The following is a 16259-nucleotide window of genomic DNA, read 5'->3' as shown; positions in this document are numbered from 1 at the left end:
ATTTTGCCTGATAGCCTATTACGTTCCCGGTCAGTTCGCATTTCTCGTCCGCCGGGTGGTGTGACCGGGATCCGTGGCGCGTTGTGGCTTAGGCTTCGAAGCGATAGCCCATGCCCGATTCGGTCAATAGGTGTTTGGGGTGCGACGGGTCATCTTCGAGTTTGCGCCGCAACTGCGCCAAATACACGCGCAGGTAATGGGTCTCGGTGGCATACGCCGGTCCCCACACTTCTTTGAGTAGCTCTTCGCGGCCGACCAATTTGCCACGGTTGCGGACCAGCATCTCAAGCATGCCCCACTCGGTCGGGGTGAGGTGCACTTCGGCGCCGTTCTTGGTGACCTTCTTGGCCGCCAGATCGACGGTGAATGCCTTGGTTTCGACAACCGGCTGATCTAGTTCGGCCGCTGCGGTGTTGCGTCGGACCGCGGCGCGCAGCCGAGCCAGGAATTCGTCCATCCCGAACGGTTTCGTGACGTAGTCGTCGGCGCCCGCGTCCAGGGCCTCGACCTTGTCCGATGAATCGGTGCGTGCCGATAACACGATTACCGGTGCCGTCAGCCAGCCGCGCAGCCCGCCTAGTACCTCAATACCTGATATGTCAGGTAGGCCGAGATCGAGGACCACTACGTCGGGCCGGTGCTCAGCTGCAGCACGCAGCGCCCCCGCACCGCTCGACGCGGTAATGACATCGTAGCCGCGCACGGACAGGTTGATTCGCAGCGCGCGCAGGATTTGCGGCTCGTCGTCGATCACCAGCACGCGGGTCACCTGCGCCGCTTCTCCTCATCGCTTCGCTCTGCATCGTCGCCGCGGAGGTTGCTGCGCCGCTTCTCCTCATCGCTTCGCTCTGCATCGTCGCCGGCGCGGGTCATGGGTCACCGTATCGTTGCGGCGCAGCAAGATCCACCACCACGGTCAGTCCGCCTCCCGGTGTGTCGCTGGCCGCAATGGTGCCGCCCATGGCCTCGACGAAACCGCGTGCCACCGACATTCCCAGACCGACACCGGTTGTGTTGTCGTGATCACCGAGCCGCTGGAAGGGCTCGAAGAGCTGATCCTCGGCCCCACGCGGGATTCCTGGGCCCTCGTCGATGACATTGATCAGCACACGGTTTCCCAGCTGTCCCGCGTTGACCCGGACCACGCAATTGGGCGCGTATCGCAACGCGTTGTCGATCAGGTTAGCAAAGACCCGCTCGAGTAGTCCGGCGTCGGCCATCACCACGGTGCCACCCACGTCGACCTTGACGCGGTCGATGGCGGATCGGTAGAAACCGGTGGCCCCCTTGCCGATACTGACCAGGGCGCGTTGCACCGTTTCCTCCAGGTAGACCCGGTGTAGTTCCGGGTGTACCACGCCGGCAGCCAGCCGCGACGAATCAAGCAGGTTTCCCACGAGTGCGGTGAGCTGGTCGATGGACTCTTCGATGGTGGCCAGCAATTCGGCGGTGTCCTCGGCGGAGAAGGCGATGTCTTCGGCGCGCAAGCTGGATACTGCGACCTTAGCGGCCGCCAGCGGCGTGCGCAGGTCGTGACTGACCGCTGAGAGCAGCGACCGCCTCAGTTCATCGGCTTTCACGATCGCCTCGGTCTGGCTGGCTTCCTCGGCTAGTTCGCGCTGTCGTATCAGACCCGCGGCTTGCTTGGCCACCGCGCTGAGCACCCGGCGGTCACGCGCGGAGAGTTTCTTGCCGGCCAGCAGCATCCAGAATTCGTCATCGCCGACCTCGATCGCAGTGTCTGCGGAATCAACCGTCACACAAGGGTCTTTGCCCACGCTGGCGATAACATAACCCCTGTGCTTTCCACCGCCGCGGTCGTCCTCAGCGGGCTCGCGCAGCATGCTGACCGCGTGCTGTGAATAGGTTTCTCGTACGCGTTCCAGCAGGGTCTCGATATCCGCCCCGCGCAGCACCGAGCCCGCGAACAGTGTCAGCAATTCCGCCTCTTGCGAGGCGCGTCGGGCTTCCCGGGTGCGTTTAGCCGCGTCGTTGACGAGGACCGCGACCGCGACCGCGATCAGCAGCAGCACCAGCTCGGTGATGGCGCTGTTGGGTTCGGCGATGGTGAAGCTGTGCCGCGGATTGATCAGATAGTAATTCAGCAGCAGCCCGGACAGCACCGCCGAAAGAGCCGCCGGGGCAACGCCTCCCAGCAGACCCACCAGTAGCACCCCGACGAAAAACAATGCGCTCTCGCCGTCGTTGTTCAGATGCCGGTCCAGCGTGGTGACCGTAACGGCGCAGATGATTGCCGGGATGATGATGGCCGCGAGCCAGGAGGTGACGCGCCGCTCGCTGGGCGAAAGCGACGCGGCTCGAAAGCCGTGTTTGGACTCCTCGTGGGTGACAATGTGGACGTCGATCTTGCCGGACCGTTGCACAATGGTCGGGCCGATGTCTTCCTCGAAGATGCGCGCCCACCGAGACCGGCGGGAGGTGCCGATCACGAGCTGCGTGGCGTTGATCTCGCGAGCGAAATCGAGTAGGGCGGTGGGCACGTCGTCACCGACCACGGTGTGCAGGGAAGCGTCGAGGCTGTTCGCCAGCTCGCGAATTTTAGTTATCCGGGATTCTGCGAGGCCGGCTAGTCCGTCGCCGTGTATGACGTGCACCACCATGAGCTCGGCGCTGGACTTCGATGCGATCCGCGATCCCCGCCGTACCAACGTCTCCGATTCCGGACCGCCGGTGACCGCCACGACAACGCGCTCACGTGCCTCCCACATTTCGGTGATTTTGTTTTCGGCGCGGTAGTGTGCCAGCGCGGTATCGACCTGGTCGGCCAGCCATAGCAACGCCAATTCTCTTAGTGCAGTGAGATTTCCGCGGCGGAAATAGTTGGATAGCGCCGCGTCGATTCTTTCTGGAGCGTAGACGTTGCCGTGGGATAGCCTGCGGCGTAGCGCCTCTGGCGTGATGTCGATGAGTTCGACTTGCGAAGCCTCTCGCACGATCGAATCCGGCATCGTTTCTTTTTGCTCGATGCCGGTGATCTGGGCGACGACGTCGTTGAGGCTTTCCAGGTGCTGGATATTGACGGTGGAGATCACCGTGATGCCGGCGTCGAGCAGTTCCTCGACGTCCTGCCACCGTTTTTCGTTCTTGCTGCCTGGTGTATTGGTATGGGCGAGTTCGTCGACCAGGACTACCTGCGGATGACGTGCCAGCACGGCCGGCACGTCGAGTTCGGGGAAACGGCTGCCGCGATATTCGATAAAACGGGGACCGATGATCTCGATGCCGTCAAGTAGCTCAGCGGTTTTCCGGCGTCCGTGTGTCTCGACGATCGCGGCCACCAGGTCGGTGCCGCGTTCCAAACGGCGGTGCGCTTCGCCGAGCATCGCATACGTTTTACCGACACCCGGGGCCGCGCCGAGGTAGATGCGTAGCTCCCCGCGTTTGGGAGAGTGGTCTTTGCGACTGATGTCACCCACGTGACCATCATCCACCAGTGTCCTCAACTGGTGACCGGGTACTTGTGGTCGAGTGCCAGGTTGAGTGCCAAGACGTTAACCCGGGGTTCACCCAGGAACCCGAGGTCGCGGCCGTCGGTGTGCTCGGCCACGACGGAACGGATCTGATCCGGGCTGACGTGCCGGGCGCCCGCGACCCTGGCGACCTGGATAGCGGCGTAGGCCGGTGAGATATTCGGATCCAAGCCGCTGCCACTTGCGGTGACCGCGTCGCTGGGCACCTGTGGGCTATCAGGTGCGGTGCCGCGGATGGGCACGATCTGGCCGATCGAGTAGTCCTCGCCGAACTGTGCGCATTCGACATGCACGCCTAAGTAACTGACCAGGAATGGTTGCTGTGTTGTCGCGCATGGCTCGTTGACGCTGACGACCCTTGTCGGCCGGACAACATTTCCGCGGGTATCGCGCGGACCGATCACCGACAGCACCGCGCCGACGCCGTCTGAAGTGCAGAACGGCCGCAACCCCGCCTCCGTGCCGAGGCCCTCGGCCTTGGCGACGGCCGCGCTGCGGGAACATGCCAGCGTCAGCAGGCTGGCCTTGAATCCGGCGTCGGCCGGTTTGGCGCCGGTCGCCACCTTGGCCGGGTCCGCCGGCGTGTCGACGATGCTTTCCGGACCCAAGTTACTGCCGCCGCTGGCCAGCGGATCGTAGCCAGTGCCGGCCGCCGATGGTCGCGTCTGGAAATATTGCGGCAGCGGGTCGCCGGCGTCAGTGGTGAACAACTGGCCGATCAACTTACTGCCGACCGGTTTGCCGTCGACCGTGATGATCGAGCCCTCCGCCTTGTCGTGCAGACCGGGGAGCTGCGCGACGAGCCAAATAAACAGCGGGTAGCCGATGCCGACGATCACGGTCAAAACCAGCAGCCCGCGCAACGCAGCCCAGTGCTGGCGAACAAGGTTGGTGAAGTTCATCTCAGGCCATCCCGGGAAGTAGTTGGACCATCAGGTCGATGGCCTTGATCCCGATGAACGGGGCGATGAGCCCGCCCACTCCGTAGATATAAAGATTGCGGCTCAACAGTTTCGACGCATGGCAGGGCGTATAGCGCACACCGCGCAGCGCCAGCGGAATCAGTGCGACGATGACGACCGCGTTGAAGATCACTGCCGACAGAATCGCCGACTGCGGACTGTGTAACCGCATGACGTTGATCAGGTCCAGACCCGGGAACAGCGCCACGAACAGTGCCGGGATGATCGCGAAGTACTTGGCGACGTCGTTGGCGATCGAGAAGGTGGTCAGTGCGCCGCGGGTGATCAGCAGCTGCTTGCCGATCTCAACAATCTCGATGAGTTTCGTCGGATCTGAGTCTAGGTCGACCATGTTGCCGGCCTCTTTGGCCGCGCTGGTGCCGGTGTTCATCGCCACTCCGACATCCGCCTGGGCCAGCGCGGGGGCGTCGTTGGTTCCGTCGCCGGTCATCGCGACGAGCCGGCCGCCCTCCTGTTCGCGCTTGATCAGCACCATCTTGTCCTCGGGCGTGGCCTCGGCGAGGAAGTCGTCGACACCAGCCTCCTCGGCGATCGCCTTGGCGGTCAACGGATTATCGCCAGTGATCATCACTGTCCGAATGCCCATTCGACGCATGGCGTCGAACCGGTCGCGCATCCCGGTTTTCACCACATCTTTGAGATAAATGACACCGAGCACCCGTGCTGCACCGGTGGTGACCTCGCCCACCACCAGTGGGGTGCCTCCGGCGGCGGAGATGCCGTCGACAATTTGTCCGAGTTGGTGCGACACGGTGCCGCCATGGCTGCGGATCCACTCTGAGACCGAGCTGGCCGCGCCCTTGCGCAACTGTCGTCCATCGATGTCGACCCCCGACATCCGTGTCGTCGCGGTAAACGCGACCCAGGTGGCGTGGGCGAGTTCTCCGGGTGTGCGGGCGCGCAGCCCATAGGCCACTTTGGCGTACACGACGACGGAGCGGCCCTCGGGGGTTTCGTCGGCGATGCTGGACAGCTGAGCGGCGTCAGCAAGTTCCTCGGCGCTGACCCCGTTGACCGGAATGAATTGCGACGCCTCCCGATTGCCCAGGGTGATGGTTCCGGTTTTGTCTAGCAGCAGCGTGTTAACGTCGCCGGCTGCCTCCACCGCACGCCCCGACATGGCTAGCACATTGCGCTGGACCAATCGGTCCATGCCGGCGATGCCGATGGCCGACAGCAGTGCACCGATCGTGGTCGGGATCAGGCACACCAGCAACGCCACCAAGACGATGCCGGTGACGCCGTTGCCGTCGAGGGCTTGGGTATCCGGCACACCGGGGCGCCCCGCCTTGGAGTAGATCGCGAGCGGCTGCAGCGTCGCGACAGCGAACACAAAGATGATGGTCAGCGCGGCGAGCAGAATGTTCAGCGCAATCTCATTGGGCGTCTTCTGCCGGTTGGCCCCCTCAACCAGGGCGATCATCCGATCCAAAAAGCTTTCCCCGGGCTTCTGGGTGATTTTGACCACGATGCGATCCGAGAGGACGGTTGTCCCGCCGGTCACCGCCGAGCGGTCGCCGCCGGATTCGCGGATAACCGGCGCCGATTCTCCAGTAATGGCCGATTCATCCACTGAAGCAATGCCTTCCACGACATCGCCGTCGCCGGGAATGATTTGGCCGGCTTCCACGACGACGATGTCGCCCAGTTGCAACAGGGGCGCGGCGACTTCCTCCTCTTCAACACCGGGAGAGCCGGCAGCACCAGGTTTCCAGCCCTGCAGGCGGCGTGCCACGGTGTGCGCCTTGGCCTTTCGCAGCGTATCGGCTTGTGCCTTGCCACGCCCCTCAGCGACGGCCTCGGCCAGGTTGGCGAACACCACCGTCAGCCACAGCCAGAACACGATGAGCCAGGCGAACCAGCTCGGTGCGCCGATCGCCAGCACCGTTGCCCACACGGCACCGATCTCGACGATGAACATCACCGGGTTGCGCCATAGCGTGCGCGGGTCGAGCTTGCGCACGGCCGACGGCAGCGACGTCAGCAGCATCTTTGGGTCCAGCAGACCGCCGTGAACCGGGTGCCCTGATGCGCCGGCGGAATGCGCGGGGACGGCCAGATCTGTTGCAGGCGAAAGCATGTCAGTGGATCCCTTCGGCCAGCGGCCCGAGCGCCAGCGCGGGCAGGAACGTGAGGGCAACCAGAATGATGGTCACACCAGCGACTAGCCCAACGAACTGAGGCTTATGAGTGGGCAGGGTGCCCGCGGACTCCGGCGTCGTGCCCTGACGGGCCAGCGAGCCGGCCAGTGCCAGCACCAGGATGATCGGCAGGAACCTACCGAAAGCCATCGCCAGGCCGAGCGCGGTGTTATACCAGACGGTGTTGGCCGACAGGCCAGCGAATGCGGAGCCGTTGTTGTTGGCTGCGGAGGTAAACGCATATAACACCTCTGACAGACCGTGCGGTCCGATGTTGGTCATCGCCGCGCGCTGGCCCGGCAGTGCTATGGCGATGGCGGTGCCTACCAGCACGATCAGTGGAGTGACCAGAAAGTAGCTAGCCGCGAGCTTAATTTCGCGGGAGGTGATCTTCTTGCCGAGGTACTCCGGTGTCCGGCCCACCATCAATCCCGCGACGAACACCGTGATGACCGCCAGGATCAGCATTCCGTACAAGCCCGAGCCGGTACCACCCGGTGCAACCTCACCGAGCTGCATGTTGAACATCGCCATCATGCCGCCCAGGCTGGTGTAGGAGTCGTGCACCGAGTCGACGGCGCCGGTCGACGTTAGTGTGGTGGCGTCGGCCCAAACAGCCGAGTTGGCGACCCCGAAACGCTGTTCGACGCCTTCGGCCGCGGCGCCCACCGCGGTGGGGACAGTGCCGTGATGCTGCAGCTGAACCAGCATCATCAGGGCGACGCTAATAGCGGCCAGACTCACCATGACCGCAGCGATCGCGTAGCCCTGCTTGGGGCTACCCACCACGCGACCGAAGGTGCGCGGCAGCGAGAAACTGATGACCAGCAGCAGGAAGATCTCCAACCAGTTGGTCCAGGTGGTCGGGTTCTCGAACGGGTGCGATGAGTTGGCGTTATAGAAGCCGCCCCCGTTGGTGCCGAGTTCTTTAATCACCTCCTGGCTGGCGACTGGACCACCGGTGATGGTTTGTGACGAGCCGGCCAGTGTGGTGACGACTTGGTCGTTGAGGTGGAAGTTCTGCACAGCGCCGCCGGAGATCAGCGCGACCGCGGCGATGACGGAGATCGGCAGCAGGATGCGCAGCGTGCCGCGGACTAGGTCGACCCAAAAGTTGCCGAGTTCTCCGGTGTGTTTGCGGGCGAATCCACGCACTAACGCGATAGCGACAGCCATGCCCACCGCGGCGGATACGAAGTTCTGCACTGCCAAACCCGCCATCTGCACCAGATGGCCCTGGGTGGTTTCACCGGAATAGGCCTGCCAGTTGGTGTTGGTGACGAAGCTGACGGCGGTGTTCCACGCCAGCGCCGGCGTCATCTTGGTCGCCGGATCGTGCAGGTGCAGCGGAAGCTTGTCCTGGACCAGTTGCAAGACAAACAAAAACACGACGCTGATCGCGGAAAATGCTAGGACGCTGCGGGCATAGGTGGACCAGGTCTGCTCCGCTTTTGGGTTGGCGCCCATCATGCGATAGATGAACCGCTCAAGTCGCGTGTGCTTTTCGGTGCGGTAAACCCGGTACATGTAGTCGCCGAACGGCACATGGACGACCGCCAACGCCACGACCATAAGCGCGAGGAACAGCAGACCCGCCGTGGTGCTACTCACTAGAACTGCTCCGGAAACAGTAGGGCCGCGAAAAGTAACAGCGCGATGAGTACGGCAAGCACCAATCCGATGATGTTCGCGACGCTCACAGTCGATCCACCAGTTTGACCGCGGTGCCCAGGATGGCGAAGATCGCCACCGTCAGCAGGAGGTAAATCACCACAGACATCTTGTCTCCATTCACGACAACGCGACTGAGTCAATGATCCGTGCGGGTGCGGGCACCAGCAACCTGACCCTAGGCTGCAAGGGGCAGCAATGACGCTAACCCCGCGCTGGGCAAACGTAGCCGCCATTTGACGGTATTTTTACGGACTGAGCCGTGGCTGTGGCTACCGCGACACTTACAAGGTTGCGGCGACACGCCGATATTCTCACCATGGTTTCAGTCTCGGCGAATATTCACCGAACTTCAGGTCGGGGAGCTAACGCCCCAGAGCGCAGCGGCCTAGGCTAAGTACCCGTAACCGGATGGATCATCGGAAGCCGTACCCGAAAAACGGTGCGGCCGTTAGCGGACTCGGCGGTAACCGAGCCATGATGCGCCTTGACGATCGAGCTGACGATGGCAAGGCCCAATCCATTGCCTAACCCATTGGCCCGGGACTTGTCCGCGCGGATGAACCGCTCGAATAGCCGGGGCAGGACATCGGCGTCAATATCGGGCCCATCGTTACCAACCGTCAGTTCGGCGTATGGCTCACCGGGGTCACAGCGGTGGCGGGTGATGCCCGTGGTGACCGTTACGCCCGGCGGCGTATGTATCCGGGCGTTGCTGAGCAGATTGCTGACGAGTTGGTGGAGTCGGGCGTGATCCCCGCGGACCCATACCGGCTCGTCCGGCAGGTCATTGATCCAATGGTGCGTCGGCGCCGCGACCGCGGCGTCGTTCACCGCGGTAACCACCAGGTCGGCCAAGTCGACGTCGTCGGTTTGCAGGTCTTCGCCCTCGCCTAACCGGGAGAGCAGGAGCAGCTGGTCAACGAGCGACGTCATCCGTCGTGCTTCCGATTCAATGCGGGCCAGGGCGTACTCGGTGGTTGGCGGCAGCGCCGAACTATCTTGACGGGTGAGTTCGGCATAACCGTGAATCGCAGCCAACGGTGTTCGCAGCTCGTGGCTGGCGTCGGTGATGAATTGGCGCATTCGCAAGTCGGACTCGGCGCGCTGTGACAGCGCGCTATCTACGTTGTCCAGCAACCGGTTTAGCGTCTGTCCGACGATACCGACTTCATTGTCCGGGTCGGTATCCTGTGGCTGCACCCTTGCGTCGATCCGGTCGTCATCGCCGGTAAGTGGTAGTGCGGCCACCTCCGCGGCGGTCGCGGCGACCCGGCGCAGCGGGCGAAGCGTGTACCCAACCACCCAAACCGTGAGTGCCGCCGTGACCAGTAGCGCACAAGCCACAAGAACGATGGTGGTGATGTTCTTGCGCGCAATGATTTGGTTGGCGAGGGTAAGCGACACACCGACGACAAGGATGTCGGATCCTTCCACCCGGCAGTCAACCCGGTAGGGCCCCAGGCTGCCGAGGTTTTCGGTATGGGCTGGGCCGTCGGTCCACATCTGCGTTTCGATAGCGCGGACCACGTCGGGCGGCGCGGGCCGCGGCTGGTCTTCGGAGAAGACTGCCGAGCCGACCACAACGCCGTTGTGCAGCACGGCGATCAGGTTTCCCGGCGTCTGTTCGGTGAACTCCAGCAACGCCTCTGCCACCGGTGGAGTGCCGGCATGCGCCGAACTATGTTCGCCGTTGCGGTATCTCGCGTATGCGTTATCGAATGCGTCCAGGGATTCGGCGACCGCCGCGTCATTCATCGCAGTGACATACCCGCGCAGGCTCAGCACCGAGACGACGCCGACAGCTACCAGCACGACGGTGACGACAGCCAATACGCCCAACAGCAACTGGCGACGCAAGGAACGGGGGAGCCACCATGGAACGTTTCTGGATGGCAGGTTTCGGTCCGTTGTCATATGGAGGCCGTTCGGGAGTTATTCCGGTGGCCGCAGCATATATCCAACACCGCGGACGGTATGGATCATCGGCTTTCTGCCGGAGTCGACCTTCTTCCTCAAATAAGAGATGTATAGGTCGACGATGCTAGTGCGCCCAGCGAAGTCGTAGTTCCAGACCCGGTCGAGGATTTCGGTGCGGCTCAACGCTCGGCGGGGATTGCGCATCAGGAAGCGAAGCAGTTCGAACTCGGTCGAGGACAGCGATATCGGCGTGCCGTCGCGGGTGACTTCGCGGCTTGCGGTGTCGACTCGCAAATCGCCGACCTTGAGAGCCTCGGCGGCGGGTGGGGTCAGCTGAGTGGAGCGCCGCAACAACCCACGGAGTCGAGCGACCAGCTCCTCGAGGCTGAACGGCTTGGTCATGTAATCGTCGGCGCCTGCGGTTAGGCCGGTAACCCGGTCCATGACCGAGTCGCGCGCGGTCAGGAACAGCGTCGGGGTGTACAGGTTGGACTCTCGGACTCGCTGCAGAATTCGCAGTCCGTCCACGTCGGGGAGCATGATGTCAAGGACCAGTACGTCGGGGCTGACCTTGTCGAACTTGGCTAAGGCTTCGCGTCCGTTGTGGGCGATTTCGACCACCCAGCCTTCGTAGTGCAAGGCCATCTTTACCAGGTTGGTCAGCGCCGGCTCATCGTCGACCAGCAAAACTCGGATCGGGGTTCCGTCGGCTCGATGGATGCGGGGCAGCTGCCCGAGAATAGCCTGGCGCGGCCGCTGGCTACCCACGTATCCCGACATTGCGGTCATTTTCCTTCATGTCTGAAGCATATCTGACTTTCATGGATCTCATAGAATTCTCAAATATGAACGCAAAGCGGTTTCGGTGATTTGTTCAGCTTGGTCGGTGTTGGAACCGAGCCTCGGCAAGGACGTGGCCGGATGGAGGGGGCACGTCCGCGGAGGCGTGTGTTCAGTACCCAACGAAAGGCCCGCACACCGAGCGGCGTACGGGCCTTTCGTTGGGCGGCGTCAGGCCCAGCTGGATCCGACCGCGCTGTCGGTGCTGGCCATGCTGCTACTCGCGGCCTGCACTTTCTGGCCGTGGGCATTGGCTTGCTCGTAAATCACCTGAAAGTTGCGACCCAATTGGGTGATGAACTCCTGGCAAGCTACCGAACCGGCGCCGCCCCAAAAGTCGCCGGCAGCAAGCACATCGCGCACAATGGCTTGATGCTCGGCTTCCAATGATGCGGCTTGGGCGCGGATGAGGGCGCCATGGGCGTCGACGTCGCCGAACTGGTAGTTAATGGTCATTGTTGATCTCCTTCTAAGTCGAAAGTGCTGGGCAGAAGCCAGTTTTCGAAATCAGCTGCCCAGGAGGCGCTGCGAGGATTCCTCTTGTTGCTCGTAGTTGTTGGCATCGCGAACTAGGCCGTCGCGCACCCCGTGCAGCATGTTCACGATGTTGCGAAACGCCTGATTCATCTGCCCCATGGTGTCGTAGGAGGTCGCCTGGGCGGTCCCACTCCAGCCCGCGCCCGCGATGTTCAGCGACGACGCCCACATCTTGCGGGCCTCGTCCTCGACCGTTTGGGCGTGCATCTCAAATCGACCCGCCATGTCCCGCATCGCGTGCGGATCGGTCATAAAACGTGGTGCCATGTCGTCTCTCTCTCCTGATCTCAAAGCCTTTAGTTTGTCGAAATTCTTTGTGTTTGATAGGTGCGGTGGGAGCCGCATAACGGCCAGATTACGGCTTAGCGGTTAACTCCTGGCCTCAAATGCATGACATATCCTTCCCTTTTTTCGCATCAGACCATGACCTGTTTGGGCATGACGATGGGCTTGAACCCGTACCGCGGCCCGGCATACGCGCCGGCGCCCTTGGCGGCGGCGGCCATCCCGGGCATCCCCGGCATCCCGGTGACCGGCCCGGCTTCGTTGGGAACGGTCCAGCCACTGCCCTCCAGTGGAGCCGTAGCGGAAGCCAAGGTCACTGGGGTGGCCGCTGACCAGCTGGCGGGCACTGATAGACCGCCGACCGCGGATGCCTCGCCCAGACCAGCCGCCAACGCCCCGCCTAAGCCCGTCGGCGCCAAAGTGTTCACCAGGGCCGCTTCCCCCGCGGTGGCCGCACCGGCAGCGCCAGCAACGTCACTAGCGGCAACTGCTGGTGCGGCGGCGCCAAGTGTGTGTGCCAGCGACACTGCGGTCGGAATGGCGGTACCAACAACCCAAGCTCCAGTGACACCGACCTGCTGGACGCCATTAAATATCAGTGGAGTGCCCAAAAGACCGTCGACTGCATTCCCGAGAGCCTGCACATCGGGGGGTAAAAGGCCCCATAAATTCGAACCAAGAGCAGTCGGGTTAGCAAGCAACGACACCGCGTTCTGCAGGCTAGAGAGAGCTGACCCCAACCCCTGGATTGGGGAGGACGCCGCAGCCTGGCTAACTGCGGCAGCTTGCAGGGCCGCCCCACCCGGGTTAGTGGTCTGCGTCGCCGGCGTCAGCGGTTCAAGCACCCCGGCCGCCGCCGAGGAGGCCGCGTAGGTATACATCGCGGTGGCGTCTTGGACCCACATCTCGGCGTAGTGAGCTTCGGTGGCCATGATTGTTGGCGTATTGATACCCAGGACGTTCGTCGCTACCAGACCGGCCAGCAGCGTCCTGTTGGCGGTGACCACCTCCGGGGGCACGGTCGCCATAAACGCCGCCTCATAAGCGGCCGCCGACGCCGTCGCTTGGGAGGCCGCCTGCTGGGCGGCCGCCGCCGTGGTGCTCAGCCAGCTCATATACGGTTGGGCCGCGGCCGCGGCTGCCGCCGATCCCGCACCGGTCCATTGCTCGTCGGTCAGCCTGGTGACGATTGATTCCCATGAGGAGGCTGTGGTGCTCAATTCCGCGGCAAGGTTGTTCCAGGCGGTCGCGGCGGCCATCATCGGGCCTGCACCTGCACCGGTGTACATGCGCGTGGAGTTGATCTCCGGGGGTAGAGCTGCAAAATCTAATACCATTTCGGTATCCCGTTCCTAGTGACCGAGTTTCGTTTTTTGCTAAACGCGTTGGCCGTGTTGGCGCCTACACGCTCGTCGGCCTTGGCATGACGATCGGTTTGACGCCGTAGCGCGGCGCACCGAAGCCGGCGGAATTGCGGGCAGCGGAGGTTAACCCGGGCATGCCTGGCACAAAGGTCCCCGACCCGGCTGGCGGCGCGGCCGTCGTCCAACCCACCGTGTTGACCGCCGCCGCGGTGTTTGAGGCCGGGATGGTACTGACCCAACTCGGCGGCACCGACAACTTGTTTCCGACCATGGTCGCCTGGCCCAATCCCGCGGCCACCGGCATCGCGCCGATGCCCGCGCCAGCCACCCCAGAGCCGGCCGGCCCCGTCGTTCCAGCGAGGTCCGCGGCGCCGGCTGCCGCACCGGCGGCGTCACTCGCGTCAGCCGGAAGTAGACCACCACCCGCCATCCCGATCAGGCACGACATAGCGGAGGCCCAGTTCCCATCCTGATAGCTGATGAAGTTTGCCAAGTTACTGGACAGGCTCAACGGGTTGCCGTTGGCGCTGTTGACGGGGCCACCGAGCATCGTGCTCATCCCGTTGACGAGTGAGGTCAGGGCATCGATGGGTCCTCCGGACCCGACACTGGCCGCGGACGCGTTAGCGGCTTCGGTGGTTCCATACGTACTGGCGCTGAGCCCTAAGGTGTTTACAAATTGCTCTTGAATAGCTTGGGCTTCGGCGGCGAGCTGCTGATAGAGAGTGCCGTAGGTGGCAAAGATCCCCGCCTGCAGGGCCGATACCTCGTCAGCGGCCGCGGGAGCGATGGTGGTGGTCGGGGCTGCAGCGCCCGCGTTTTCCGCAGTCAGCGAACTGCCGATTGTTGCTAGCTGCGTCGCAGCGGCGGCTAACTCTTCGGGTATCGCTTTGAGAAATGACATCAATTGCTCCTAAAGTGTGACGCGGCCGACTTAAGGTGACGGGCCGACTCTGTGTGTTTGCGTATGGGCCCCTGTGAATTGCCGTAAGACCAGTGATCCCCGTCCCCACAGTCCTGATCGAAAGAGCCAGGGGCATGGGCATTTACGGTTTCTTAACGCCGACGCGGGCAGTTTTAACAAGCTCCGGTCGGGTGACATGGCGGTGTGATCTGGTTCCCCATCGGAGGCACCGATTAATGCGCGCGACGCGCGGGTCCTACGCTAAGCGAGGCTTCGGCGCACGTCGGGTAACGAGGTGACATCGCGTGGGGATGCGATGTCCCAGACTCGGCTCCCGCACGCTAGATTCGCCGCCGGGCCCCCATAGCCCAATTGGCAGAGGCAGCGGACTTAAAATCCGTCAAGTGTCGGTTCGAGTCCGACTGGGGGCACGGGTAACACACGCAGGTCAAGGCCGTGCCGCAGCATGAGCGTCGGTCTCGGCCGTGTCTGCGACGGCGATGGCCCCGCATTCCGGGAGTCGGTGTCAACGATCAGCTGTGCACCAGCAGCAGGTGCGACGTTCTGTCAAACCGGCCGGTCCCTTCGGAAACAGGTCAGAAACATGGCGTTGCTCTGGGAACTTCGGCTTGCCGCGCTGATCGGTAAAGCGTGTAACCCACCTGGGGTACCTCGATGACACCAGGTATCAGTGTCCAGGTGAAGGCCCGGCCATCGAGCTTGAAGCCCTTGCTCTCGTAGAAGCGGCGTGCCCGATAATTGTTCTCGGTGCACCACAAGACGATGTCATCTGCGGGTTGTGAGCGGAGAGCATGGTCAAGCAGGGCGCTGCCGACACCCTGACGTTGGTTTTCCACCGCGACATAGAGCGCGTCGATTTCGAGATGGTCGGGGTTCCCGGGCTCCGGTCCGAAGATGCTCATGCCGATGAGCTGGCCGTGGGTCTCGGCAAGCCACATCGACCACCCAGGTCGATCTAGCCGGTGGATGTATTCGTCATCGCTCCAGTTTTGCCTGCCGAACATGTCAAGCACATGGGGTGCCAGGATTCCGGCGTAGGACTGTCGCCAACTCGGGTAGTGCATCTTCTCGACGCTGTCATAGTCCGCGGGCTCGGCTTGCCGGATGTGGATACCGTCGGGAATCTGTGTCACGACCACTACGCTAGTTGGTTGGTTGTCTGTTGGGACATTGCGAACCCCGGTCACCGACAACCGGTGTCGTTCCGTCAGTGAAAGCGATTGCCCGGCAACGGGTAGTAGGGCCGATTGGGCGGCGAACCCGGTTGCATCAGACCTTGCCGCCGGGGTCGGTGCCAATGCCCATACACTGACCCATTGTGGGCATGCTGTTTGGCTTTGCGCCGTGGATCGTCTATTGGGTGCTGGTCGGTAACGTCCCTTCGCCGCTGCCGTGTTGGTCGCACTGGTCATCGCTGTCGCCGCGGTGGTGATCGGAAGGCCCCGGAATTCGCTCGAAATCGGAGCTGTTGCAACGTTTTTGGTATTGGTAGTTTTGACATTTGCGCTCAGCGAATCGCTCATGGGGCGCTGGATGCAGTCATTGAGCAACGCCGGGATCTTGCTGGTGGGGCTCTTCAGCCAGCTGACTGGCAAGCTGTTCGTGCGTGACTTCGCGGCCGCGGAGCAGCCTGACGACGTGGTCAAGACCCAGCTGTTCGCCCGGAAGGCCACCATTCTGGACGCCAAGACTCCGTTGTCCGTCGTCTGCTACTGGGTCATTCCGTTCTCGCTGCTGGGTGTGACGGCGCTAGCGTCGCGGTTCCTGCTCGACCGGATGCTGGTCGGGGTCGACGACATCGCCCGGGAAACCTCGTTCGTCGCCTACGACGAAGCCACCATCGATGAGCTGTATTACCTCGCGCAGGAACACGCCAACCGCGAAGTCGGCGCAGGTAAAGAGGCCTACGACGTGAAAGTCGGAGCGTTGGGAACACCGCTGACCGGAGACGAGTCCCGAAAGTCGTGGCCGTCGACCTACAAGGTGCGTGAGCGGCGGCACTAGACAAGGACCCGGTCCGTCGCGCCGCAGCTCGGATAGATTGGTTGCGGCGGGGCACACCCGACCTAGCCACCCTTGTATCCGCACCCGCTCCGCATTTC

General features: G+C 62.9%; 14 protein-coding genes, 1 tRNA gene and 1 pseudogene. 2 read left to right on the top strand and 14 right to left on the bottom strand.

What is annotated here, in order from left to right:
- Positions 1 to 88: 88 nt before the first annotated feature.
- From B586_RS15450 to B586_RS15395, 13 genes are all read right to left on the bottom strand, one after another.
- Positions 89 to 769 (bottom strand): response regulator, encoded by a 681-nt coding sequence (locus tag B586_RS15450; RefSeq protein ID WP_054879491.1) that lies wholly within the window; start codon positions 767 to 769, stop codon positions 89 to 91.
- 100 nt (positions 770 to 869) lie between these two features.
- Complete coding sequence (locus tag B586_RS15445; protein ID WP_236971298.1) at positions 870 to 3464, bottom strand: sensor histidine kinase; 2595 nt, start codon at positions 3462 to 3464, stop codon at positions 870 to 872.
- Positions 3461 to 4393, bottom strand: a complete 933-nt coding sequence (locus tag B586_RS15440; protein ID WP_054879492.1) for a potassium-transporting ATPase subunit C — start codon at positions 4391 to 4393, stop codon at positions 3461 to 3463. Before B586_RS15440 ends, B586_RS15445 begins: the two co-directional genes overlap by 4 nt.
- 1 nt (position 4394) lies before the next feature.
- Complete coding sequence (kdpB, locus tag B586_RS15435; protein WP_082607652.1) at positions 4395 to 6554, bottom strand: potassium-transporting ATPase subunit KdpB; 2160 nt, start codon at positions 6552 to 6554, stop codon at positions 4395 to 4397.
- Position 6555: 1 nt separating this feature from the next.
- Positions 6556 to 8226, bottom strand: a complete 1671-nt coding sequence (gene kdpA / locus B586_RS15430; protein ID WP_054879493.1) for a potassium-transporting ATPase subunit KdpA — start codon at positions 8224 to 8226, stop codon at positions 6556 to 6558.
- Positions 8226 to 8315: a potassium-transporting ATPase subunit F gene (locus B586_RS22185; RefSeq protein WP_156406805.1), complete on the bottom strand. Its 90-nt coding sequence runs from the start codon at positions 8313 to 8315 to the stop codon at positions 8226 to 8228. Before B586_RS22185 ends, kdpA begins: the two co-directional genes overlap by 1 nt.
- Positions 8312 to 8410, bottom strand: coding sequence for a potassium-transporting ATPase (locus B586_RS22825; RefSeq protein WP_418001110.1), 99 nt, complete (start codon positions 8408 to 8410; stop codon positions 8312 to 8314). Before B586_RS22825 ends, B586_RS22185 begins: the two co-directional genes overlap by 4 nt.
- A 269-nt stretch (positions 8411 to 8679) precedes the next feature.
- On the bottom strand, positions 8680 to 10203 hold the full coding sequence (locus tag B586_RS15420) for a sensor histidine kinase (protein ID WP_054879495.1): 1524 nt from the start codon (positions 10201 to 10203) through the stop codon (positions 8680 to 8682).
- 18 nt (positions 10204 to 10221) lie between these two features.
- Positions 10222 to 10995, bottom strand: coding sequence for a response regulator transcription factor (locus tag B586_RS15415; RefSeq protein WP_047316068.1), 774 nt, complete (start codon positions 10993 to 10995; stop codon positions 10222 to 10224).
- Positions 10996 to 11217: 222 nt separating this feature from the next.
- Positions 11218 to 11502 (bottom strand): WXG100 family type VII secretion target, encoded by a 285-nt coding sequence (locus B586_RS15410; RefSeq protein ID WP_047316067.1) that lies wholly within the window; start codon positions 11500 to 11502, stop codon positions 11218 to 11220.
- 51 nt (positions 11503 to 11553) lie between these two features.
- Entirely contained in the window at positions 11554 to 11850 is a 297-nt protein-coding gene (locus B586_RS15405; RefSeq protein WP_047316066.1) for a WXG100 family type VII secretion target, read from the bottom strand.
- Positions 11851 to 11999: 149 nt separating this feature from the next.
- A complete protein-coding gene (locus B586_RS15400) occupies positions 12000 to 13205 on the bottom strand; it encodes a PPE family protein (RefSeq protein WP_047316065.1) in 1206 nt (401 codons plus the stop codon).
- A gap of 64 nt (positions 13206 to 13269) precedes the next feature.
- Positions 13270 to 14136, bottom strand: a complete 867-nt coding sequence (locus tag B586_RS15395) for a PPE family protein, SVP subgroup (RefSeq protein WP_047316064.1) — start codon at positions 14134 to 14136, stop codon at positions 13270 to 13272.
- Positions 14137 to 14493: 357 nt separating this feature from the next.
- On the opposite strand from B586_RS15395, the gene B586_RS15390 reads away from it, so the two are divergent.
- Positions 14494 to 14567, top strand: a tRNA-Leu gene (locus tag B586_RS15390).
- Between the two features lie 165 nt (positions 14568 to 14732).
- Here the strand turns inward: B586_RS15390 and B586_RS15385 are convergent.
- Positions 14733 to 15290, bottom strand: a complete 558-nt coding sequence (locus tag B586_RS15385; RefSeq protein ID WP_054880884.1) for a GNAT family N-acetyltransferase — start codon at positions 15288 to 15290, stop codon at positions 14733 to 14735.
- 185 nt (positions 15291 to 15475) lie between these two features.
- On the opposite strand from B586_RS15385, the pseudogene B586_RS15380 reads away from it, so the two are divergent.
- Positions 15476 to 16161, top strand: a pseudogene (locus tag B586_RS15380) (hypothetical protein).
- Positions 16162 to 16259 lie beyond the last annotated feature (98 nt).

Origin of the sequence: Mycobacterium haemophilum DSM 44634 (assembly GCF_000340435.2) — a bacterium.
Classification (GTDB): domain Bacteria; phylum Actinomycetota; class Actinomycetes; order Mycobacteriales; family Mycobacteriaceae; genus Mycobacterium; species Mycobacterium haemophilum.
Note: the sequence above shows the minus strand (reverse complement) of the source record. Positions and strands in the feature narration are given on the sequence as shown.

Coding starts and splice junctions, on each gene's coding strand:
- B586_RS15415 (WP_047316068.1), bottom strand. CDS start 10,995: ATGACCGCAATGTCGGGATACGTGGGTAGCCAGCGGCCGCGCCAGGCT.
- B586_RS15440 (WP_054879492.1), bottom strand. CDS start 4,393: ATGAACTTCACCAACCTTGTTCGCCAGCACTGGGCTGCGTTGCGCGGG.
- B586_RS15405 (WP_047316066.1), bottom strand. CDS start 11,850: ATGGCACCACGTTTTATGACCGATCCGCACGCGATGCGGGACATGGCG.
- B586_RS15395 (WP_047316064.1), bottom strand. CDS start 14,136: ATGTCATTTCTCAAAGCGATACCCGAAGAGTTAGCCGCCGCTGCGACG.
- B586_RS15420 (WP_054879495.1), bottom strand. CDS start 10,203: ATGACAACGGACCGAAACCTGCCATCCAGAAACGTTCCATGGTGGCTC.
- B586_RS15400 (WP_047316065.1), bottom strand. CDS start 13,205: ATGGTATTAGATTTTGCAGCTCTACCCCCGGAGATCAACTCCACGCGC.
- kdpB (WP_082607652.1), bottom strand. CDS start 6,554: ATGCTTTCGCCTGCAACAGATCTGGCCGTCCCCGCGCATTCCGCCGGC.
- B586_RS15410 (WP_047316067.1), bottom strand. CDS start 11,502: ATGACCATTAACTACCAGTTCGGCGACGTCGACGCCCATGGCGCCCTC.